The sequence below is a fragment of the Luteimonas notoginsengisoli genome (assembly GCF_042648885.1).
GTDB lineage: Bacteria > Pseudomonadota > Gammaproteobacteria > Xanthomonadales > Xanthomonadaceae > Luteimonas > Luteimonas notoginsengisoli.
The window spans coordinates 74,251-94,497 of the sequence record NZ_JBHRYF010000008.1 but is presented as its reverse complement, the minus strand read 5'-3'; the positions used below and the strand labels follow the sequence as shown (position 1 = coordinate 94,497).

Sequence of the window (20,247 nt, the reverse complement as noted above, 5' to 3'; positions counted from 1 at the left end):
ACCGGATGCTAGGCTCGGGGACTCACAGCGACGGGAGCAGCCACGCGATGACGGCAATCCAGACGATCGAGGCGATGCTGCAGGCGGCCGTAGGCGGCATCAATGCCGTGATCTGGAACTACCTGCTGGTGGGCGTGCTTCCGCTGGTCGGCTTGTACTTCAGCGCGCGGCTGGGATTGATACAGCTGCGGCGCTTCCCGCAGATGCTGCGCGTGGTGTTCGCCGGCGGACACGAGGGCAGCGCCGGCATCTCCCCGTTCGAGGCGCTGTGCACCAGCCTGGCCTCGCGCATCGGGACCGGCAACCTCGTCGGCGTTGCCATCGCGCTGGGCGCGGGCGGCGCCGGCGCGATCTTCTGGATGTGGGTGGTGGCGTTCTTCGGCATGGCGACCGCCTATGCCGAAAGCAGCCTGGCACAGCTGTACAAGGTGCGCGACGGCGCGGGCCAGTACCGCGGCGGCCCCGCCTTCTACATGGCCCGCGGCCTGCGCGCGCACTGGATGGGGGTGCTGTTCTCGATATTCCTGCTCGTCGCATTCGGTCTCGTCTTCAGCGCGGTGCAGGCGAACTCGATTTCGGCGGCCATGGCGGAGGCGTTCGCGATCGACCGGCGCTGGAGCGCGATCGGGCTGGCGGTACTGGCGGGCACGATCATTTTCGGCGGGCTGCGGTCGATCGCGCGCTTCGCGGTGCTGGTGGTGCCGCTGATGGCCGCGGTCTACCTGGCGCTCGCGCTCTGGGTGGTCTTCAGCAACGCCGCGCAGGTTCCGGCGATGCTGTCGTTGATCGTGCACAGCGCGTTTGGGCTCGAACCGGCTGCGGGCGGCATTCTCGGCGGACTGGCCGCGGCGATGCTCAACGGAGTCAAGCGTGGCCTGTTTTCCAACGAAGCCGGGATGGGCAGTGCGCCCAACATCGCCGCGGCGGCGATGCCGGTGCCGCACCATCCGGCCAGCCAGGGCCTGGTGCAATCGTTCGGGGTGTTCGTCGACACGCTGCTGGTTTGCACCGCGACCGCGCTGATGATCCTGCTGTCGGGCGCGCTGGGCAGTGGCGAGCAGGACGGCATCCGTCTCACCCAGGCGGCGATGGCGCAGCATTTCGGCGCATGGGGTCCAACGTTCATCGCGGTGTCGCTGTTCTTCTTCGCGCTCACCTCGATCGTCGGCAACTACGCGTACGCCGAATCGGCGGTCATTTTCCTCCGCGGTGGACGCAAGGGCCTGTTGCTGATGAAGGCCGGCGCGATCGCCATGGTCGGCTGGGGCGCGGTGACCCGCGTCGGCCTGGTCTGGGACACGGCGGACGCCGCGATGGGGCTGATGGCCCTGATCAACCTCGTTGCCATCATGATGCTGTCGGGTCTGGTGGTGAAGCTCACCCGCGACTACGACGCGCAGCTGCGCGCGGGCAAGGTGCCGCGGCTGGACGCATCGGCGTATCCGGAACTCGGCGACCGCATCGATCGCACGATCTGGACCGAGCGGCCCACGGTTCCGCCCGCCTGATCGCGACGCGTCGCCGCAATCAGTGGCGGAAGTGGCGCACGCCGGTGAACACCATCGCGATGTCGTGCTCGTCCGCCGCGGCGATCACCTCGCTGTCGCGCATCGACCCGCCAGGCTGGATCACGGCGCGGATGCCGGCGGCGGCTGCGGCGTCGATGCCGTCGCGGAACGGGAAGAACGCGTCCGATGCCATCACCGATCCCGGCACCACCAGGCCGGCTTCCTCGGCCTTGAGCCCGGCGATCCTGGCGCTGATCACCCGGCTCATCTGCCCGGCGCCGATGCCGATCGTGCGCTGGTCCTTGGCATACACGATCGCGTTGGACTTGACGAACTTCGCCACGCGCCAGGCGAACAGCAGCGTGTCGAGCTCGGCCGCGGTGGGGGCGCGCCGCGTGACCGTGCTGAGTTCGTCGCGGGACACCTCGCGGTTGTCGCTGTCCTGCATCAGCAGGCCGGAGCCGACGCGCTTGACGTCGACGTTGTTGCGGCCGGCGCCGTGCGGGATCTTCAGAACGCGCACGTTGGCCTTCTTCCTCGCGTACGCGAGCGCGCCGTCGTCGTAGTCGGGCGCGATCAGGACCTCGACGAACTGGCGGTCCAGGATCGCCTTCGCCGTCGCCGCATCCAGCGTGGTGTTGAACGCGAGGATGCCGCCGAACGCGGAGGTCGGATCGGTGGCGTAGGCCAGTTCGTAGGCATCGCCGCAGGCGGCGCCGGTCGCCACGCCGCAGGGATTGGCGTGCTTGACGATCACGCAGGCCGGGGCGTCGAACTGGCGCACGCATTCCCATGCCGCGTCGGCGTCGGCGAGGTTGTTGTAACTCAGCTCCTTGCCCTGCAGCTGGGCGAACGTGGCCAGCGTGCCGGGCACCGGATACAGGTCGCGATAGAAGGCGCCGCGCTGGTGCGGATTCTCGCCGTAGCGCAGGTCGGCGACCTTGATGAAGCTGCCGTTGCTCTGGCCGGAGAAGAAGGCGCGGCTGCCGTCGTCGCCGATCGACGAGAGATGGTTGCTGATGCATGCGTCGTACTGCGCGACGCGGTTGAACGCGGCCACCGACAGCGCGAAGCGAGTCTGCGCCGACAGCGCGCCGTCGCTGTCGTCGAGCTCGGCGAGGATGCCGGCGTACTGCGCCGGATCGGTGGCGACGGCGACGCGGGCAAAGTTCTTCGCCGCCGAACGCAGCATCGCCGGGCCGCCGATATCGATGTTCTCGACGATCTTGTCCATCGTGCTGGCCGGATCGGCGGAGACCTTCTCGAACGGGTACAGGTTGAGCACCAGCAGGTCGATCGGCGCGATGCCGTGCTGCGCCATCACCGCGTCGTCGATGCCGGCGCGGCCGAGCAGGCCACCGTGCACCACCGGATGCAGGGTCTTGACCCGGCCGTCCATCATTTCCGGGAAGCCCGTGGCCTCGGAGACGTCGCGCACCGACAGGCCGGCGTCGCGGATCGCCTTGGCGGTGCCTCCGGTGGAGAGCAGCTCGACATTGCGCGCCGCAAGGGCGCGGGCGAAATCGACCAGGCCGGTCTTGTCGGACACGGACAGCAGGGCGCGGGTGATCTTCACCGGCGCGGCGGACGAATGTGCGGGCATGTCGGAAGGCGGTGCGGCGGGGACGGTATTGTACGAGAGCCCGGACGCGCCGCCGCTGCGCACGTCCGCCAGGGAGGCTGCAAGGCCGCGTAACGGGACACGGGGAAGAGCGGGTATCGGCTTCTTCGCCAAGCGATTGCGTGGGCATCTGGTCCGCGGCTCGCGCGAAAGACGGAGGCGCACATCGCATGCAGGATGCCGTGAGACCACAGCGGGTGCCGGATCGGGCGCTGGAAGGGCGGTGGGCGCAAGCCGTCGCGGCGCTGTGGGGTCTGGCCGAGGCCACCGTTTTCTTCGTCGTGCCCGACGTGTGGATCAGCCGGCTGGCGCTGTCGTCGCGGCGCGCCGCACTGCGCGGGTGTGCATGCGCGCTGGCTGGCGCGCTGCCCGGCGGCGTGTTGCTGTATCTGCTCGGCGCAGGGCACGAGGCGGCAATGCTGGCGCTGTTCGAGCGGTTGCCGGCGATCGATCCGGGCCTGGTCGCGCGCGTGCGGGCGCAGTTGCATGCCCTGGGCGGCTGGGCGTTGCTGGTCGGCGGCTTCAGCGGCGCGCCCTACAAGCTGTACGCGGCGCAGGCGATGTCGGCGGGGCTGGGCCTGCCGGTCTTCATCGCCTGCAGCGTCATCGCGCGCGGTGCCCGGTTCGTGGCGGTTGCGCTGCTTGTGGGCGGCATTGCGCGAAGGGCGGCGCCGCGCTTTGGCGCTGCGACGGTGAACAGGATCTGGTGGGCCGCGTGGATCGCGTTCTACGCGCTGTACTGGACGTTGATGCCCCGATGATTTCCGGCGTATTCCGATCTCATGGCAGCGGCTTCAGCCCGGAACGGTTGCCCGGCCAATCGGCCGATGCCGGGAAAAGCTCGCAAGACCACCGATCGCCAACCACCAATCAGCGAATCACGCCAATCCGTACTCGCGCAGCTTGCGGCGCAGCGTGGCGCGGTGGATGCCGAGCATCGCGGCGGCGCGGCTCTGGTTGCCGTCGCAATGGTTGAGCACTTCGACGAACAGCGGGATTTCGAGTTCGCGCAGCGCGATCTCGTAGAGGTTGTCGGCGCCGCAGCCGTCGAGGTCGCCGATGTAGCGGCGCACGGAGTTCGCGACGTGCTCGCGCAGCGGCGCGCGGGCACCGCTGCGGTTGGCGTTGTCGGAACGGTCGGCGTTCAAGAAGCGTCCCCGGGCGGATCGTGCCCGACGACGGGCGACGGGGACAGGGAGTCTAGCGCGCGGCCGTCGCGGGTGCCAATGCGATGGGCCCGGCCGGCCCCCATGGCGCTTCGCCCGGGTTCAGTGCAGTTCGAAGTCGAACGCGACGCTTTGCGTTTCGGGTTCGACGATGTCCATGGCGATCGACGCGCTCTGGCCGCTGTGCAATTCGGCCTGCGCGGGCGCCGCGCCGAGGTAGTCGAGCGCGCTGAAGTCGCGCGAAGCGACGGCGTTGCCGTTCACGTCCGACAGCGTCAGCCGCAGCCGTGGCCAGGGCTGCGGCCAGCGCGCGTCGTTGCGGAACGTCGCGCTGACGCGCAGGGCCCCGGGGTTGGACGGATGCGGACGCACCTCGCGTGCGAGCACGGTGAACGCCGCCGGTTCGCGCCAGGGCGGCAGCGCGCAGCCGAGCACGCCGCACACGTTTGCCACCAGTGGGCGCCAGCGCGCGTCGGCGGCCAGTTGCGCGCGGTCCGCAAGCAGCAGCTGCAGCGCCAGCAGCAGCGAAAGCGCGGCGATCGCGGCCAGGGTTTTCCAGTGCAACCCGGTGTCACCGGGCCGCGCCTGTCGATGCATGAAGCTGGGCGCCGAGGCTCGGACGGCTGATGGCGAACCTGGCACGGCCGCGGCGGGAACGGTTGCGGCGACGGCGGTCGCGCCAGCCTGGTCGGCGGCAAGGGTCGCCGCGGGCGCGGGAGCGGGCGCTCCCGGTCCCGCTTGCGCAGCCGCAAGTCCAACGTCCGCGGGCGGACCCGCCGCGTCGTTCCTGCCCGCGTGCCCGGTGGGGAGATCTAGCGCTTGCACTACCGGTGCAGCAACCGGGGCCAGGTTCGTCGTGACTGGTTCGGCGGGCGAGGCGGCTAAAGTCGGTACCGGTGCGCCTGCCGATGGGGGTGTCGGTTTCGCTTCCCGCGCAGTGGCGCTCGCGTTGCCCGCGGTCTCGTCTGCATCGTTGGGCGAAGTCGCCTCGTCGCCGCGCTTGAGCATCGTCGCGATGGGTGCGATGGCGGGCGCGATGTCCGATGCCGCGCCCGGCGCCTCCAGGGCGACGATCTGGTGGATTTGCGAAGACAGTTCTGAAGGCGTCGCGCCGCTGCCGCCTTCAGGAAGCGACATGTCGGGCGACGGAACCTGGAGCAGGAAGTCCGGATCCAGTCGCGGCACGGGCGCCGGTTCGCCCGCCTGCAATGCCGTCGACGTGGCGGGCCCGGACGCCTCGGCGTCGAGCCCGCGCAGCTTCGCCGCGCAGCGCGGACAGTGGTCGGGCGGCAGGTCGGTCGCCGGATCGGTGGCGACCAGCGCCCTGCAGAACGGGCAGTTGATGAACATCCGCCTATTCAATCATGGGCCCGCGCTTTTTGTAGGTGGGGCAGGCCCGAGTCGCAAGGGCCCGCGCCTGTGCGGTAGCGGCTCAGCCCCGAGTTCCCACCCGCTTACTTCGCGCGACGCACGCCGTCGATGCGCACCCAGTCGCCTTCGGTCTGCACCGCCAGGTCGTCGAACCAGTCGCGGTAGCGTCGCAGCAGCGGCTCCTGCTGGCCGTTGAGGATGCCTGACAGCGCAATCCGCCCGCCCGGGGCCACGCGCGCGGCCAGCGTGTCGGCCAGCGCGTCGAGCGCGGAGGCCAGGATGTTGGCGACCACCACCGGATAGGTCGCCGGTGATTCGTCCTCTGGCAGGAACACCGAAAGCGCCGCGCCGACGCCGTTGCGATCGGCGTTGTCGCGCGTCGCCAGCAGCGCCTGCGGATCGTTGTCGACGCCGACCCCGCGCACGGCGCCGAGCTTGAGCGCGGCGAGCGCGAGGATGCCGCTGCCACAGCCGAAATCCAGCACCTCGCGGCCCTGCAGCTCGCCGCGCGCAGCCAGCGCGTCGAGCCACTGCAGGCACAGCGACGTGGTCGGATGCGTGCCGGAACCGAACGCCAGGCCCGGGTCGAGCCGCACCACTGCGGCATCGGGGGCGTCGGCTTCGGCCGGCAGGTCGTGGTTCCACGGCACGATCCAGGTGCGCGTGCCGAAACGCAGCGGCGCGTACTGGTCCATCCAGGCGCGCTCCCAGTCCTGGTCCTCGACGTTGCGGAACGCCGCCTGCGACCAGTCCAGCGCCGGGTCGAAGGCCTCCAGTGCCGCGAGCAGCAGCAGCGCATCAGCATCGTGCGGGAACAGCGCGGTCAGCGTGATCGCGTCCCACAGCGGCGTCTGCCCGACGCCGGGCTCGAGGATCGCGTGTTCGTTGTCGGTATCCGCGTCGGCGTCGAGCATTGTCACCGCCAGCGCGCCGACATCCTCCAGCGCGTGCTCGTAGCGCGGCTGTTCGGATTCGCGGCAGGGGACGGTAAGTTCGAGGAAGGGCATGGGTGTGGGCTCGTCCGATTGCGGTGCTTTTCGTAGGAGCGGCGAAAGCCGCGAGCTCTTGATCCTGGCCCGAGAATCAGATGCTCGCGGCTTCCGCCGCTCCTACAGGGCTCGCGCTGTCAGCCGATCGACAGCGCCTTGTCCTTGCGCTCGGCCAGGCGCTTCTCGAGGTAGTGGATGTTCTGTCCACCGGCGCCGAAGCCGCCATCGGCGAGGATGCGCTGCTGCAGCGGGATGTTGGTCTTGATGCCGTCGACGACCATCTCCGACAGCGCGACGCGCATGCGGCAGATCGCCTGTTCGCGGTCGGCGCCGTGGACGATCAGCTTGCCGATCATCGAGTCGTAGTTCGGCGGCACGCGGTAGCCTTCGTAAATGTGCGAATCCACGCGCACGCCGGGACCGCCGGGGGCGTGGAAATGCTGGATCAGGCCGGGCGAGGGCATGAAGGTCTCGGGATCCTCGGCATTGATGCGGCATTCGATCGCATGGCCGCGCAGGACCACGTCGCTCTGCCTGATCCTCAGCTTGTGGCCCGCGGCGACCATCAGTTGTTCGCGAACCAGGTCGATGCCGGTGACCATCTCGGTCACCGGATGCTCGACCTGCACCCGGGTGTTCATCTCGATGAAATAGAAGCGACCGTTCTCATACAGGAACTCGAACGTGCCGGCGCCCCGGTAGCCGATGCGCACGCAGGCCTCGGTGCAGACCTTGCCGATTTCTGCACGCTGCTCCTCGGTAATGCCGGGCGCCGGCGCTTCCTCCACCACCTTCTGGTGGCGCCGCTGCATCGAGCAGTCGCGTTCGCCCAGGTGGATCGCGTTGCCCTGGCCGTCGGCCAGCACCTGGATCTCGACGTGGCGCGGATTCTCGAGGAACTTCTCCATGTACACCATGTCGTTGCCGAACGCCGCCTTGGCTTCCGACTTGGTGGTGGAGATCGCGGTATTGAGCGCCGCTTCGGTGTGCACCACGCGCATGCCGCGGCCGCCGCCGCCGCCGGCGGCCTTGACGATCACCGGATAGCCGATCTCGCCGGCGATGCGAAGGTTCTCTTCCGCATCGTCACCCAGCGGGCCGCCGCTGCCGGGCACGCAGGGCACGCCCGCGGCCTTCATCGCGCGGATCGCCTCGACCTTGTCGCCCATCAGGCGGATGGTGTCGGCCTTGGGCCCGATGAAGATGAAGCCCGACTGCTCGACGCGTTCGGCGAAATCCGCGTTCTCGCTGAGGAAGCCGTACCCCGGATGGATCGCCTGGGCGTCGGTGACCTCGGCCGCGGCGATGATCGACGCCATGTTGAGATAGCTGTCGGTCGAGGGCGCCGGGCCGATGCAGACCGACTCGTCGGCCATCGCGACGTGCTTGAGGTTGCGGTCGACGGTGGAATGCACCGCGACCGTGCGGATGCCCATCGCGTGGCACGCGCGCAGGATGCGCAGCGCGATTTCGCCGCGGTTGGCGATGACGACCTTGTCCAGCATCGTGGCCGCCTCAGCCGATCACGAACAGCGGCTGGTCGAACTCCACCGGCTGCCCGCTCTCGCACTGGATCGCGAGCACGGTGCCGGCGACGTCGGCCTCGATCGGATTGAACATCTTCATCGCCTCGATAATGCCCAGCGTTTCCCCGGCCTGGACCGCCTGGCCGATGCTGACGAAGGCCGGCTTGTCGGGGGCGGGCGAGGCGTAATAGGTGCCGACCATCGGCGCGCGCACCACATGGCCCTCGGGCAGTGCGGGGCCGCCCTCGGCCGGACGGCCCCCGGTGGCGGCGTCGACCGGCGACTGCATCGGCATGGCCTGCTGCGGGCGCGGGGCCTCGGCGTAGACCGGGGCAGGCGCGTACATCGGCTGCGGCGTGCCGGAGGGGGTGCGGGCCAGGCGCACGGATTCCTCGCCTTCCTTGATCTCGATCTCGGCGAGGTTGGATTCCTCGAGCAGGTCGATGAGTTTCTTGATCTTGCGCAGGTCCATGGAGGCCTCTCGTGGTGTGTCGTGGCTGTCCGCCAGCGGCGGAAGGTGTTCGGGGTGGCCGCGTCAGCGGCGCGCGTGCCGCCGGCGACGGTTCACGCGTGACCGCCGTCGCGGGCGGCGTCTTGCAGGTACCGGGTCGCGGCGATCAGCGCCAGGCCATAGCCGAGGCTGCCGAAGCCGCAGACCACGCCGACGGCCAGGTCGCTGAAATAGCTCTGGCGGCGGAACGGTTCGCGGGCGTGGGGGTTGGACAGGTGGACCTCGATGAACGGAATCGCCACCGCCGCCAGCGCATCGCGCAGGGCGACCGAGGTGTGGGTAAAGCCGGCCGGGTTGATCAGGATGAAGTCGGTCCCGTCGTCGCGCGCGGCCTGGACGCGATCGACCAGGGCGTGCTCGGCGTTGGACTGGAAGCTGGCCAGTTCGAAGCCCTTCTCCAGCGCCCGCGCCTGCAGGTCGGCGTCGATCTCGTCCAGCGTCGTGCGGCCATAGACCTCCGGCTCGCGCGTACCGAGCAGGTTGAGGTTGGGACCGTGCAGGACCAGCAGCTTGGCCATGGGGGCGCGGGACGAAACGGGCGGTCAGTCTGCGCGATGCGGGCGATGCTGTCCAGATCGCCGAAGTTTCCCGCTTTAACGTCATTTAAGCGCGCGTTTGAGTTGTGGCTCTAGAGCCGCCGTCGCCCCAACTCTTGTGGGAGCGGCTTCAGCCGCGAGCTCTTGCTTGCAGGAGGCCGTGGGGCAAGTTCAGGAGCTCGCGGCTGAAGCCGCTCCCACGGGACGCACGCGGGGTCAGGGTTTGACCCAGCCGTCGATTTCCCCGTGCGCGAAGGGTCCGATGCGCTGCTTCAGGAGCACGCCGTCGGCCGACACCAGGACCGAGTAGGGCAGCACGCCCTTGGGGTTTCCCAGGCGCACGCCGGCATCCGCCGGCCCGGGCGCGTCGACCAGGATCGGGTACTCCACGGAGATGCGCTGCAGGAAATCCTGGACCGCAGCAGTGTCATCCAGGGCGATGCCTACCACCTGGACGCCGTTGCGGTCCTGTTGGGCGTGGAATCGCTGCAGTTCCGGCATCTCTTCGATGCACGGGCCGCACCAGCTGGCCCACACGTTGATGAGCAGCGGCCGCCCGGCCCAGGTGCCGGGAACAGGGATCGGCTGGCCGTCCATGCCGGGCAGGGTGAAGGCCGGGATGCGGTCCCCGCGGCGGGCCACCGCCACGCCCGCGGGCGGGGCCGGCGCGGTGGCCCGATAGGCTTCCTGCACCACCCGCTGCCCGGCTTCGGTGCCCAGCAGCGGGCCGGGGCCGTTCATCGCGATGCTGGCGACGACCCCGAGCGCCCCGGCGGCCAGCGCCACCAGCACGATCTTCGCGCCGGACTTCATGGCCGTGCGTCCATCACGGCGTCGCGGTCGCGCGCCGGACGCGTTCGACGAAGGGCGCGGCTTTCTCGAAGCCGACCAGCCGCAGTCCGCGGCGCTCTTCCGCCGAGCCGTTGAAGAACAGCGTCGCCGGCGGGCCGATGATGCCGAAGCGCTGCATCAGTCCCTGGTCGATCGCGTCGTTGGCGGTGACGTCGGCCTTGAGCAGCACGACGTCGGCCAGCGCCGCCTGCACCGACGGATCGGTGAAGGTGTAGGCCTCCATTTCCTTGCACGACACGCACCAGTCGGCATAGAAGTCGAACATCACCGGCGTGCCCGCGGCCTGCGCGGCGGCCAGTTCGCGGTCGAGGTCGTCGCTGGACTTGATCATCCGGAAGGCGAGTTCGGCCTGCGCGGCCTGTCCGCCGAAGCCGGCCAGCGGCTGCAGCGGATTGCGGCTGCCGGCAAGCGCGCCGAACAGCTGCGCGGTGCCGACCACCGCCAGCAGCAGCCCGGCGAAGCGCGCGAACCAGCGCAGGCCCCCGCTGTCGCTGTGCGCACCACCCCAGGCCCACGCCGCCGCGGCCAGCGCAATGACCCCGAACAGCGCCAGGGTCACCGGCCCGGGCACCACACGGGACAGCATCCAGGCCGCCAGGGCCAGGAACACGAAGCCGAACACCTGCTGCACGCCGGTCATCCACGGTCCGCTGGTCGGCATCCCGCGCCCGGCCGCTGCGCCGAACGCCAGCAGCGGCAGGCCCATGCCCGTCGCCAGCAGGAACAGCGCCAGCCCGCCGAATGCCGGATCGTGGCTCTGGCTGATGTACAGCACGGCGGCCGCCAGCGGCGGCGCCACGCAGGGGCCGACGATCAGCGCCGACAGCGCGCCCATCGCGGCGACGCCCGCCAGCGAACCACCGCGCTGGCGATCGCTGAAGCCGCCGAGCTTCGACCGCAGCGCGGCCGGAAGCTGCAGCTCGTAAAGCCCGAACGACGACAGCGCCAGGGCCACGAACAGCAGCGCGAACAGCACGATCACCCACGGCACCTGGAACGCGGCCTGCAGGTTGGCGCCGACCAGCCCGGCGATGACGCCGGCCGCGGTGAACACCAGCGCATTGGCCAGCACGTAGATAAACGACAGCCACAGCGCGCGTCGCGTGCCGATGCGCGTGCCGGCGCCGGCGATCAGTCCCGACAGGATCGGGATCATCGGCAGCACGCACGGCGTGAATGCCAGCCCCAGGCCTCCGAGGAAGAACCACAGCAGGGTCAGCCAGCGGCCTGAGCCGGCGAGGCCGGCGGCGAGCCGGCTGTCTTCGGCCACGTCGTCCGAACCGTCGGCGGGTCTCGACGATGCGCCGCTTGCAGATGCTTGTTCGCTTGCCGCGGGAATTGCGGCTGCGCCCGGGCCTGCGGGCGATACGTTCCCGTTCGATTCGCGCGGGAACCCGTCCCCGGCGGACCCTGTCGTTGCAGCGGCAGGTTTCGGATCAGAGGCGCTGGCGGGGACGGCGGTTGCGGAAGTCGCCGCGGCCGCCACGACCCCGGCCGGCAGCGCAATCGACACCGTCCGAGTCATCGGCGGATAGCAGATGCCTTCGTCCTGGCAGCCCTGGAACGTCGCGGTCAGCGTGACCCGCTGCGCCTGCGCGTTGGCGCGTCGCAACGGCACCGGCACTTCGACCTGGTCGAAATACACCACCACCTGCCCGAAGTGCTCGTCGCGATGCAGCTTGCCCTGCGGCCAGCTCGGCTTGTCCAGCGCGACCCCGTCGGCTGCCAGCCGCAGCGTGGTGTTGTCGCGATACAGGTAGTAGCCCGGCGCCGGAGTAAAGCGCAGCAGCAGCGCCTTGCCGCCGTCGGCAATGGCGTCGAAGCCGAACGCCTGCTCGGGCGGCAGCGGCAAGGCATCGCGGCCGGCGGCTGCGCCGGCCAGCCCGGCGGCGCGCGGCTTGCCGAGCGATTGGCCCAGCGCGTTGAACCCGGAGTCGCCAGCGCCGCCGGATGCCGTCGTAGGAGCGGCTTCAGCCGCGCGCTTTTGATCCTGTTGCGAAGGGGCCGAAGAGCTCGCGGCTGGCGCCGCTCCTGCAGTTGAAGCGCCAGCCGGCATCGCGACGGTCAGCGTTCGCGTTTGCGGCGGATAGCACACGCCGGCATCGGCGCAGCCCTGGTAGCTCACCTTCAACGCCACCTTGCCGCCGTCGGCCGCGTGCACCGGCACGCTGCCGGCCAGGCGCTTGCGGAAGGTCTCGACCCGGCCGAAGAACTCGTCGTCATGGGCCTCGCCGCGCGGCAGGTCCAGCGCGCCGAGCCGGCTGCCGTCCGCCGCGACGGCCTTGGTCCGGTGCCGGTACAGGTAATAGCCGGCGGCGATCTTCCATTCCAGCGCGATACGGTTGGCCGAGGTGGCCTTCGCGCTCAGCACGAACGCCTGGTCGACCGGCAGCAGGTCGTCCTCGTCGATCGCGGCCAGCGCGGGGGCGGCGCAGGCAAGGCACAGGGCGACGGCGGCGGCAATGCGCGGCCAGCGGGAGGCGAACGACTGCGGGGTCACGTGCTCAGGGCTCCTGTCCGCCGGCGTCCGGCGCGACTTGGGCGGAGATCCATTCCAGGTAGGCCGGCAGGCCGGCAGCGGCTTCGACCGCGACCACTTCCGGGAGTTCGAAGGGATGCAGCGCGACGATCCGTTCTGCCAGCGCCGGCATGCGCCCGGCGACGGTCTTGATCAGCAGCTGCACCTCGTCGGCGCGTTCGACCGCGCCCTGCCAGCGATAGACCGACTGCACGCCCGGCAGCACGCTGACGCACGCGGCCAGGCGCTCGCCGACCAGCGCATCGGCGATGCGCGAGGCGGTGGCGGCGTCGGGGCAGGTACAGAACGCGAGGACGACATGGGGCATGGGCCCCGATTGTACGGATTGCCGCAGGGCCCCACGCCGGTGCTGCCTTGACCGCAGCGTTCAGTTCAACTGGCAGGTCGCCGGCGGCGTCGACTCGAACAGCGCCTGCGTCGCCCATTCGGGATGATCCACGAATGGATTGCGGTTGCCCTGGAAGCTGTAGATCACCTCGTTTCGCTCGCGTTCGGCGGCGTCCGGCGGGTCGGCCTGGTGCCAGGCCAGCAGGGTCGAGAGCAGGCCCATGTAGGCCGGTGAACCCGAGGTCTTGACGATCTTGCTGCGGACGTCGGTCAGCTCGAGATCGGGTTCGGACTGGCCGCTGTGGATGTCGTCGCCGCCCTCGTAGCGGATCGCCATGTACATCACCGCGCGGGCCATGTCGCCCTTGCGCCTGTCCCACACCTCGAACGAGCCGGCATTGCCGTCGGGTCCCTTCACCCAGTTGGAATCCCCGGCACCGCTGCTGCCGCCGCTGCCATCGTTGGCCTCGGTGGCGCGCGCGCCGCAGTTGGACGAAGCCGGGCACGCGGCGTAGGGCTTGTTGCCGCGATCGCTGTTGTAGGCCGCGTCGGTGAGATAGAGCATGTGGGTGTCGGTGTACGGCGCGTTGGGCAGTCCCTTGTCGCCGCTCGAGCTGCTGAAGCCCAGCGAGTTGGGCCAGCTGTGTTCACGGTTGTACTTCAGTCCGGAGCCCGATCCGGCGCGGTCGGTGCCCTTGGCGTAGCTGCGGTTGCGGTAGGCGTCCAGGATGCGCCCGGCATTGGCGGGGTCCTCGTCGGCGATTTCCAGGATCGTCCAGGTGCTGGTGCCGCTGCTGCTGTAGGGATAGACGGTGTGGCCGCGGATGGTCTGGTGCAGCGAGCAGCGCAGCTGCGGCGCGCTGCTCGCGTTGACGTGTGCGTAGTAATCGTCGTCTCCGCCACCACCGCCGCCGTCGGCCACGTCGAAGCCGATCGACACGCCGGTGCCCGGGTGCGCGCCGCCGTCGTCGCTGATCCGGGTCGCGTCGATCGACAGCACGCAGTGTTCGCCGCCGTGCAGCGCGGTGCCCGTGGCGAGGGTGAAGCTGCCAGCTGAGGCCGCATGCGACAGCGCCACGGTGCCGGACACCTCGCAGGCCAGCGCGAACGCGCCGCTGGCCGCGCTCACCACTTCATTGAAGACCACTTCCAGGTCGCCGGCGGCCGGGAAGCCGGTGGCGCCGTCCGCAGGCGTGGTCGAGACCAGGATCGGCGCCGGGTTGCCGCCGCCGCTGAAGGCCTGGCCGGCGTTGCAGGCACCGAAGCTGTGCGCCGACGAGGCGGCCCAGCTGAAGTCGTCGTAGCCGCTGCCGCTGCCGCGCAGCTGCAGCGAAGTGCCGGCCGGCGTGCCGCTGCTCTCGGCCAGCGGCAGGCTGTCGCTGGTCATCCCGGCCGCGGGGCCGCTGCCGGCCGTGACGCTCCCCTCGTAGCCGAGGAATTGCACCACCTGGCCGTTCGCATCGACCAGGGCGACGGCGTCGTTGGCGCCGTTCTGCAGCCCGTCGCGGGGATAGGCGACCGTCGCGATCCGCACGCTGCCGCCGCAGCTCGAGACGCTGCCCGCCGGAACCGCGGTGCTGCCATAGACGCTGGCACTGCCGGGCGAGCTGCCGCCGTTGTACAGATGGATGCGATAGCCCGACAGGCTTTCGCCATCGGTGGCGACGATCTCGATCCGCTCACCGCTGTCGCTGCCCGCGTTGTCGTAGTGCAGCTCGTTGACGAACACCGCGGCGTGGACGCTGCCACAGGCCAGCAGCAGGCCGCTGGCCAGCAGGAGGTGGGCGGGTCGGGTGAGGGTCATGGCGGGCTCCGGGAGAATCGGGCCATCGTGCCGGCGCCCGGCCGGTGGCCGCCATCCGGGGCCGACCCTATGCGCCGACGGCCTGCGGCGGAGCCTTCGCAGGCTATTTCGTCGCCGGCCCTTGAAAGCGGGGCGCGCCGCCCCATCTCAGCGGCATCCGGGCCTCCCGGGTTTTGTTCGTTCGCGGTCTTGGCACTCGCTTGGAGCGACTGCTAGAATCCGCGTCCACTGCAGCGTATTTCCCTAAAACAATCAATCACTTGTGAGGACTCAATGAATCTCAAGCCGCTCTATGACCGCGTGGTCATCAAGCCGATCGAAGCCGATGAAGTGACCGCCGGCGGCATCGTCATCCCCGACAACGCCAAGGAAAAGCCGACCAAGGGCGAAGTCGTGGCCGTGGGCGAAGGCAAGGCGCTGGACAACGGCCAGCTGCGCGCCGCCAAGGTCAAGGTCGGCGACAAGGTGATCTACGGCCAGTATTCGGGCAGCGCCTACAAGCTCGAAGGCGTCGAATACAAGATCGTGCGCGAAGACGACATTCTCGCGGTGCTCGCCTAAGCGTTCGCCGCCGGGAGTCGGAATGGGGCATCGGGAAGCGGCAAGGCACAACGCACGCCCCGATCCCGCCCCATAGCCCCGACTCCCTGCCCCTGGTCTTCCGATTCCAGATTCCCCATTCCCCATTCCCGGAGTTACATCCATGTCCGCAAAAGAAATCCGTTTCGGTGAGGACGCGCGCGCAAAGATGGTGCGCGGCGTCAACGTGCTCGCCAACGCCGTCAAGGCGACCCTGGGCCCGAAGGGCCGCAACGTCGTGCTCGAGAAGAGCTACGGCGCCCCCACGATCACCAAGGACGGCGTGTCCGTCGCCAAGGAGATCGAGCTGGCCGACAAGTTCGAGAACATGGGCGCGCAGATGGTGAAGGAAGTCGCGTCCAAGACTTCCGACAACGCCGGCGACGGCACCACCACCGCCACCGTGCTCGCGCAGGCGCTGATCCGCGAAGGTTCCAAGGCGGTCGCCGCCGGCATGAACCCGATGGACCTCAAGCGCGGCATCGACCAGGCCGTCAAGGCCGCCGTCGCCGAGCTGAAGAACCTGTCCAAGCCCACCGCAGACGACAAGGCGATCGCCCAGGTCGGCACGATCTCGGCCAACTCCGACGAATCCATCGGCACCATCATCGCCGACGCGATGAAGAAGGTCGGCAAGGAAGGCGTGATCACCGTTGAAGAGGGCTCGGGCCTGGACAACGAACTCGACGTCGTCGAGGGCATGCAGTTCGACCGCGGCTACCTGTCGCCGTACTTCATCAACAACCAGCAGTCGATGTCGGCCGAGCTGGATGACCCCTTCATCCTGCTGCACGACAAGAAGATCTCCAACGTCCGTGACCTGCTGCCCGTGCTCGAAGGCGTGGCCAAGGCCGGCAAGCCGCTGCTGATCGTCGCCGAGGAAGTCGAGGGCGAGGCGCTGGCGACCCTGGTGGTCAACACCATCCGTGGCATCGTCAAGGTCTGCGCCGTGAAGGCCCCGGGCTTCGGCGACCGTCGCAAGGCGATGCTGGAAGACATGGCGATCCTCACCGGCGGCACCGTGATCAGCGAGGAAGTGGGCCTGTCGCTCGAGAAGGCGACGATCAAGGACCTCGGCCGCGCCAAGAAGATCCAGGTCTCGAAGGAAAACACCACCATCATCGACGGCGCCGGCGAGACCGGTGGCATCGAAGGCCGCATCAAGCAGATCAAGGCGCAGATCGAAGAGACCTCTTCGGACTACGACCGCGAGAAGCTGCAGGAGCGCGTGGCCAAGCTGGCCGGCGGCGTGGCGGTGATCAAGGTCGGTGCCTCGACCGAGATCGAGATGAAGGAAAAGAAGGCCCGCGTCGAAGACGCCCTGCACGCCACGCGTGCGGCGGTGGAAGAAGGCGTGGTCCCCGGCGGCGGCGTGGCCCTGGTGCGCGCGCTGCAGGCCATCGGTGAGCTCAAGGGTGCCAACGAAGACCAGAACCACGGCATCGTCATCGCCCTGCGCGCGATGGAAGCGCCGCTGCGCGAGATCGTCGCCAACTGCGGCGAAGAGCCCAGCGTCGTGCTCAACAAGGTCAAGGACGGCAAGGGCAACTACGGCTACAACGCCGCGACCGGCGAATACGGCGACATGATCGAGTTCGGCATCCTGGACCCGACCAAGGTCACCCGTTCGGCGCTGCAGAACGCGGCCTCGATCGCCGGCTTGATGATCACCACCGAAGCAATGGTGGCCGAGCTGCCGAAGAAGGAAGAGCCGGCGATGCCGCCGGGCGGCGGCATGGGCGACATGGGCGGCATGGGCTTCTGATCCACGCCTTCCGCGAAGTACCAGGAAAGCCCCGCATCACTGCGGGGCTTTTTCTTTGCACCGTGCGTCTTCGGCGACGGCAGGCCCCTACATCTGCATGACCGGACTGCTCCGGCCAGGGTCGCCGGGCACTTTCGCCAGTTCGCGTTGCTGCGCGGATTCCTGTTTTCGGGTGGAGGCATGGCTGGCAGCAAGCAGCCGTTCGTCCGACTGCTCCACGGGCGTGCCGATTGCCTGGCCCGTGGCGACACGCGTGCGCAGGTGCGCGGGATCGCTCAATTGCCCCTCGACCGCGAACACGTTGGCGCCGTCCACGCCCATGACCACGTGGTCAACGCGACGCAGGCCGGCTTCCCTGCATTGCGCGAGAAGGCATCGACTCATGCGCTCGCTCGCGTCGTCGTAAGGCTTGCCGATGCCATCGTCGATCCTGCGCACGCCCTCGCGGATCTGCTGCAGCATGGCGTGGTTCGGGTGGTCGGGATCGGTCGGGCTGGGCGCGCCAGGATTCACTCCGGTCGCACCTGATCGCGCGCTCCCGGCTTCCCATGCCAGCGTTGACACGGGTGAGGTGTGTACGTGCGAGACAGCCGTATGCTGGAACAGTCCGGCCTTCGGCGGATTGGTGCCCGTGTCCAGGTACGGTATCGGCTGCTGATTGGTTCCGAGATTAATGCCATTCTCCTCAAGCAGCTTCTCGGACAACCGCAGCTGCGACAGATCGACCCTCACCTGGGGCTTCGGATTGTGTTGGCGCTCAAGCTGCGCCGCTTGCTGGACGGGCCACGCGCCGTAGTGGTTGGCGTAGTCGGAATTGCCGCGGTGCCCGAGCCTGCTGTCGACCGGCGCTTTGTCGAAGAAGTTCTTTCCCATCGCTTCGAGATTGGCGGGTGTGAAGCTCAGCGTGAGGTCGGGGTTCAGGGTCAGGTTGGGTTTCAGGGTATAGGTGTAGTGCGGATAGGTTCCGGCTTGATCGATGAAGTCCCTCATCCTCCCCGATTGGGCGCTGTAAATGTCACCCAACGTCGGATTCGGTTTCGTGGTCTTGACGAGACTGACAACTGCGTTCCAGCCGGCGATCTCCGCTCCGGCTTCGTCACGGCGATTGGCGGCGAGCAGCCTGTCGATCTCGTCGGTGTAATCGTGATCCGTTCTGGCCGCCTGCGTGGCATCCTTCATGAAGTCCAGGTAAGCCTGCGTCGTGGCGGCACGATTGAAGCCATGCTGCAGTTCGTGGCCAAGCACGAACGTCACTTCACCTGCATCAAACGCTTTCCCGGCGGGAGGCGTCGCCAGTCCGGCCAACGGCAAGTGCATTTCCTTGTGCTGGCCGTGATACTCGCCGCCTGCGTGGGGGTTGGTCAGCGGCAAGATCTGCTTGAGATGTCCTTGCGCCACTGCATTGTTGATCTGGTCGATCAGTGCTGGCGATGCGGTTATGACGGCCTGGAGGTTGTTGACGTGGTCCTGAGTGACACCGGGTCGGCTGCCGAAGGCGGAGATGACCGCCTGGGCCCGTGGGGTGATGGTTGGCATCCTGCGCTCCTTGCAGTCAAGTGATCAGTACCATCTGCACGCAGCCATGGCTGGTCTTTTCATGCGGCTCGTTCGCTTCGCCCCGGGGATAGACCTGGACTCCAAGTTCTGGGCGATAGAACGTCCAGTAAAGCAGCGAGCCATGCGGTAGCCGTTCCTCGCCGGGAGGGGCGGGCGGCGCAGAATCGTAGTAGGGCTCCCGGGTAAAACCCATCGATTCCAGTTCGGATGCGAACTTTTCAAAGTCGATTTGGCAGATGTCGGTCATTGGAGGACTGGAACCGGGGACGGTTTCATTGAAGCGGAGTTCAAAACGCGGCCCTTGAAACAACGACTTGTCCACGCCGAAACCGTAACTCCAGTCCTGCGTCAGCTGGCCTCCGAATCCATATCGTTCACTCCCGTCATTCGCGAACTCGATGGTCACCCCGGTGACTTCATGCAGTTTTTCCGGCGTGAAATCCTTGATGCTCCTGCTGTTTCGAATCAGGTCCAGCAGCCTGGTCAACAGCTGTTCTGCGTCGAGCCTTGGAGAGGAAGGAGTTGTTGCTGCGGCGTTCATGGCTTGAGCCTCCTTGGCAGGATGCGGCGGGTTGGAAGCGACGCAGGCGGATACCGCCAGCACGCAGGCAATGGCAGATGCATGGTTGAGGAAGGCGATGAGCAGGGGCATCGGCCGTTTGAACGGCATGGGTTGGCGCGGTGGTCTGTTGCTGGCGTCCCGGTTGCTGCGGTGCACAGGCATCCTCCGTTGATGCGTGGGATGGACAGACTAGCGCGGGCTGTTGGGCGGTTCCATAACGAACTTCCCGATTCGCCGGATGGCCATCCGACATTCCGATGCGTCGCGGGTTTTCGTGTTCGCGAACGATGCGGCGTGCTCTGCAGGGCTTTGGCGTGCCCGGCAAGCGACACCCGCCACCGGGACTTGAGTGCGTCCCCCGGGTACCACTACGCTTCACCTCATGCCGACTTCGCTGATCATCGTCGACGACTTCCTCGGGCCCGCAGACGCGAAGGGCCTGCGCGAAGCCGCGCTCGGGCTGACCTACCCGGAGCAGCAGGGTGCGTTTCCGGGCCGCAACTCGGTGGAGCGGATGGAGATCGGTGGATTGACCGAAGCGGTGTCGCAGCTGGTCGGCGAACCGCTCAAGCCGATGCCGCCGACGCAGTCGCACGCGAAGTTCCGGATCACCTTGGCCGGCGACGTCGGCCGGGCGAAGGTGCACGTCGATTCGTCGCACTGGTCCGGGATCCTTTACCTGAGCCGGCCCGAGGATTGCCGGGGTGGCACGGAGTTCTTCCGCCACATCCCGACCAACTCCGAGCGCGCCCCGTACGACGATGCCGAACTGGCGGCGATGGGCTACACCTCGCGCCACGAGATGTTCCGCGACGTCATCGATCGCGACGGTACCGACGATTCGAAGTGGGAAATGACCATGCGCGTGCCGATGCGCTTCAACCGGCTGGTGTTGCTGCGGCCGTGGCTGTGGCACACCGCGGGGCCGGCCTTCGGCGACCGCCCCGAGAACGGGCGGCTGGTGTACCTGATGTTTTTCGCCGCGGCCTGAGCGCGGGGCGAACGTGCGCGCGAACGCCGTATAGTCGCCGCCT

18 protein-coding genes are annotated in these 20,247 nt (G+C 68.4%); 5 read left to right on the top strand and 13 right to left on the bottom strand.

Annotation, left to right across the window (positions count from 1 at the left end; all coding sequences use genetic code 11):
- Positions 1-47 precede the first annotated feature (47 nt).
- Positions 48-1,508, top strand: a complete 1,461-nt coding sequence (locus tag ACFOM9_RS08345) for an alanine/glycine:cation symporter family protein (protein WP_386708870.1) — start codon at positions 48-50, stop codon at positions 1,506-1,508.
- A gap of 19 nt (positions 1,509-1,527) precedes the next feature.
- On the opposite strand, the gene purH is transcribed toward ACFOM9_RS08345, so the two are convergent.
- Positions 1,528-3,111 (bottom strand): bifunctional phosphoribosylaminoimidazolecarboxamide formyltransferase/IMP cyclohydrolase, encoded by a 1,584-nt coding sequence (purH, locus tag ACFOM9_RS08340; RefSeq protein ID WP_386708867.1) that lies wholly within the window; start codon positions 3,109-3,111, stop codon positions 1,528-1,530.
- 188 nt (positions 3,112-3,299) lie between these two features.
- Between purH and ACFOM9_RS08335 the strand changes: the two genes are divergently transcribed.
- The gene (locus ACFOM9_RS08335; protein WP_386708864.1) at positions 3,300-3,890 is read left to right on the top strand and encodes a YqaA family protein; all 591 of its coding nucleotides are present in this window, start codon (positions 3,300-3,302) and stop codon (positions 3,888-3,890) included.
- 117 nt (positions 3,891-4,007) lie between these two features.
- Here ACFOM9_RS08335 and fis read toward each other — a convergent pair whose 3' ends face one another.
- The 10 genes from fis to ACFOM9_RS08285 form a co-directional block, all read right to left on the bottom strand.
- Positions 4,008-4,277 carry a DNA-binding transcriptional regulator Fis gene (gene fis, locus ACFOM9_RS08330; protein ID WP_386708861.1) on the bottom strand — a complete coding sequence of 90 codons (270 nt, stop codon included), beginning with the start codon at positions 4,275-4,277 and terminating at the stop codon, positions 4,008-4,010.
- Positions 4,278-4,397: 120 nt separating this feature from the next.
- Positions 4,398-5,645, bottom strand: a complete 1,248-nt coding sequence (locus ACFOM9_RS08325; protein ID WP_386708858.1) for a DUF3426 domain-containing protein — start codon at positions 5,643-5,645, stop codon at positions 4,398-4,400.
- Positions 5,646-5,749: 104 nt separating this feature from the next.
- On the bottom strand, positions 5,750-6,673 hold the full coding sequence (gene prmA / locus ACFOM9_RS08320; protein ID WP_386708855.1) for a 50S ribosomal protein L11 methyltransferase: 924 nt from the start codon (positions 6,671-6,673) through the stop codon (positions 5,750-5,752).
- A 119-nt stretch (positions 6,674-6,792) separates the two neighbouring features.
- The gene (gene accC, locus ACFOM9_RS08315; protein ID WP_386708852.1) at positions 6,793-8,160 is read right to left on the bottom strand and encodes an acetyl-CoA carboxylase biotin carboxylase subunit; all 1,368 of its coding nucleotides are present in this window, start codon (positions 8,158-8,160) and stop codon (positions 6,793-6,795) included.
- A gap of 10 nt (positions 8,161-8,170) precedes the next feature.
- On the bottom strand, positions 8,171-8,653 hold the full coding sequence (gene accB, locus ACFOM9_RS08310) for an acetyl-CoA carboxylase biotin carboxyl carrier protein (RefSeq protein ID WP_386708849.1): 483 nt from the start codon (positions 8,651-8,653) through the stop codon (positions 8,171-8,173).
- Between the two features lie 92 nt (positions 8,654-8,745).
- Entirely contained in the window at positions 8,746-9,210 is a 465-nt protein-coding gene (aroQ, locus tag ACFOM9_RS08305; protein WP_386708846.1) for a type II 3-dehydroquinate dehydratase, read from the bottom strand.
- A 234-nt stretch (positions 9,211-9,444) separates the two neighbouring features.
- On the bottom strand, positions 9,445-10,041 hold the full coding sequence (locus ACFOM9_RS08300; RefSeq protein WP_386708843.1) for a TlpA family protein disulfide reductase: 597 nt from the start codon (positions 10,039-10,041) through the stop codon (positions 9,445-9,447).
- A gap of 13 nt (positions 10,042-10,054) precedes the next feature.
- Positions 10,055-12,580, bottom strand: coding sequence for a protein-disulfide reductase DsbD (gene dsbD, locus ACFOM9_RS08295; RefSeq protein WP_386708840.1), 2,526 nt, complete (start codon positions 12,578-12,580; stop codon positions 10,055-10,057).
- A 4-nt stretch (positions 12,581-12,584) separates the two neighbouring features.
- On the bottom strand, positions 12,585-12,926 hold the full coding sequence (gene cutA / locus ACFOM9_RS08290) for a divalent-cation tolerance protein CutA (protein WP_386708837.1): 342 nt from the start codon (positions 12,924-12,926) through the stop codon (positions 12,585-12,587).
- Positions 12,927-12,986: 60 nt separating this feature from the next.
- Positions 12,987-14,750, bottom strand: a complete 1,764-nt coding sequence (locus ACFOM9_RS08285) for an endonuclease (protein WP_386708834.1) — start codon at positions 14,748-14,750, stop codon at positions 12,987-12,989.
- A gap of 273 nt (positions 14,751-15,023) precedes the next feature.
- Here ACFOM9_RS08285 and groES point away from each other — a divergent pair, with 273 nt between their 5' ends.
- Positions 15,024-15,311 carry a co-chaperone GroES gene (groES, locus tag ACFOM9_RS08280; protein ID WP_386708831.1) on the top strand — a complete coding sequence of 96 codons (288 nt, stop codon included), beginning with the start codon at positions 15,024-15,026 and terminating at the stop codon, positions 15,309-15,311.
- A 142-nt stretch (positions 15,312-15,453) separates the two neighbouring features.
- The gene (gene groL, locus ACFOM9_RS08275; RefSeq protein WP_386708828.1) at positions 15,454-17,094 is read left to right on the top strand and encodes a chaperonin GroEL; all 1,641 of its coding nucleotides are present in this window, start codon (positions 15,454-15,456) and stop codon (positions 17,092-17,094) included.
- An 87-nt stretch (positions 17,095-17,181) separates the two neighbouring features.
- Here the strand turns inward: groL and ACFOM9_RS08270 are convergent, their stop codons facing one another.
- Together ACFOM9_RS08270 and ACFOM9_RS08265 are read right to left on the bottom strand one after the other, a co-directional pair.
- A complete protein-coding gene (locus tag ACFOM9_RS08270; RefSeq protein WP_386708825.1) occupies positions 17,182-18,630 on the bottom strand; it encodes an XVIPCD domain-containing protein in 1,449 nt (482 codons plus the stop codon).
- A gap of 16 nt (positions 18,631-18,646) precedes the next feature.
- On the bottom strand, positions 18,647-19,303 hold the full coding sequence (locus ACFOM9_RS08265; RefSeq protein ID WP_156899777.1) for a hypothetical protein: 657 nt from the start codon (positions 19,301-19,303) through the stop codon (positions 18,647-18,649).
- A gap of 292 nt (positions 19,304-19,595) precedes the next feature.
- On the opposite strand from ACFOM9_RS08265, the gene ACFOM9_RS08260 reads away from it, so the two are divergent.
- A complete protein-coding gene (locus tag ACFOM9_RS08260) occupies positions 19,596-20,204 on the top strand; it encodes a DUF6445 family protein (RefSeq protein ID WP_386708821.1) in 609 nt (202 codons plus the stop codon).
- Positions 20,205-20,247 lie beyond the last annotated feature (43 nt).

Bases quoted from the DNA above. Each gene is read 5' to 3' on its own strand.
- ACFOM9_RS08285 (WP_386708834.1), bottom strand. From the start codon at position 14,750: ATGACCCTCACCCGACCCGCCCACCTCCTGCTGGCCAGCGGCCTGCTG.
- ACFOM9_RS08260 (WP_386708821.1), top strand. From the start codon at position 19,596: ATGCCGACTTCGCTGATCATCGTCGACGACTTCCTCGGGCCCGCAGAC.
- prmA (WP_386708855.1), bottom strand. From the start codon at position 6,673: ATGCCCTTCCTCGAACTTACCGTCCCCTGCCGCGAATCCGAACAGCCG.
- ACFOM9_RS08270 (WP_386708825.1), bottom strand. From the start codon at position 18,630: ATGCCAACCATCACCCCACGGGCCCAGGCGGTCATCTCCGCCTTCGGC.
- ACFOM9_RS08300 (WP_386708843.1), bottom strand. From the start codon at position 10,041: ATGAAGTCCGGCGCGAAGATCGTGCTGGTGGCGCTGGCCGCCGGGGCG.
- ACFOM9_RS08325 (WP_386708858.1), bottom strand. From the start codon at position 5,645: ATGTTCATCAACTGCCCGTTCTGCAGGGCGCTGGTCGCCACCGATCCG.
- groL (WP_386708828.1), top strand. From the start codon at position 15,454: ATGTCCGCAAAAGAAATCCGTTTCGGTGAGGACGCGCGCGCAAAGATG.
- accC (WP_386708852.1), bottom strand. From the start codon at position 8,160: ATGCTGGACAAGGTCGTCATCGCCAACCGCGGCGAAATCGCGCTGCGC.
- cutA (WP_386708837.1), bottom strand. From the start codon at position 12,926: ATGCCCCATGTCGTCCTCGCGTTCTGTACCTGCCCCGACGCCGCCACC.
- ACFOM9_RS08345 (WP_386708870.1), top strand. From the start codon at position 48: ATGACGGCAATCCAGACGATCGAGGCGATGCTGCAGGCGGCCGTAGGC.
- accB (WP_386708849.1), bottom strand. From the start codon at position 8,653: ATGGACCTGCGCAAGATCAAGAAACTCATCGACCTGCTCGAGGAATCC.
- ACFOM9_RS08265 (WP_156899777.1), bottom strand. From the start codon at position 19,303: ATGCCCCTGCTCATCGCCTTCCTCAACCATGCATCTGCCATTGCCTGC.
- purH (WP_386708867.1), bottom strand. From the start codon at position 3,111: ATGCCCGCACATTCGTCCGCCGCGCCGGTGAAGATCACCCGCGCCCTG.
- aroQ (WP_386708846.1), bottom strand. From the start codon at position 9,210: ATGGCCAAGCTGCTGGTCCTGCACGGTCCCAACCTCAACCTGCTCGGT.
- groES (WP_386708831.1), top strand. From the start codon at position 15,024: ATGAATCTCAAGCCGCTCTATGACCGCGTGGTCATCAAGCCGATCGAA.
- ACFOM9_RS08335 (WP_386708864.1), top strand. From the start codon at position 3,300: ATGCAGGATGCCGTGAGACCACAGCGGGTGCCGGATCGGGCGCTGGAA.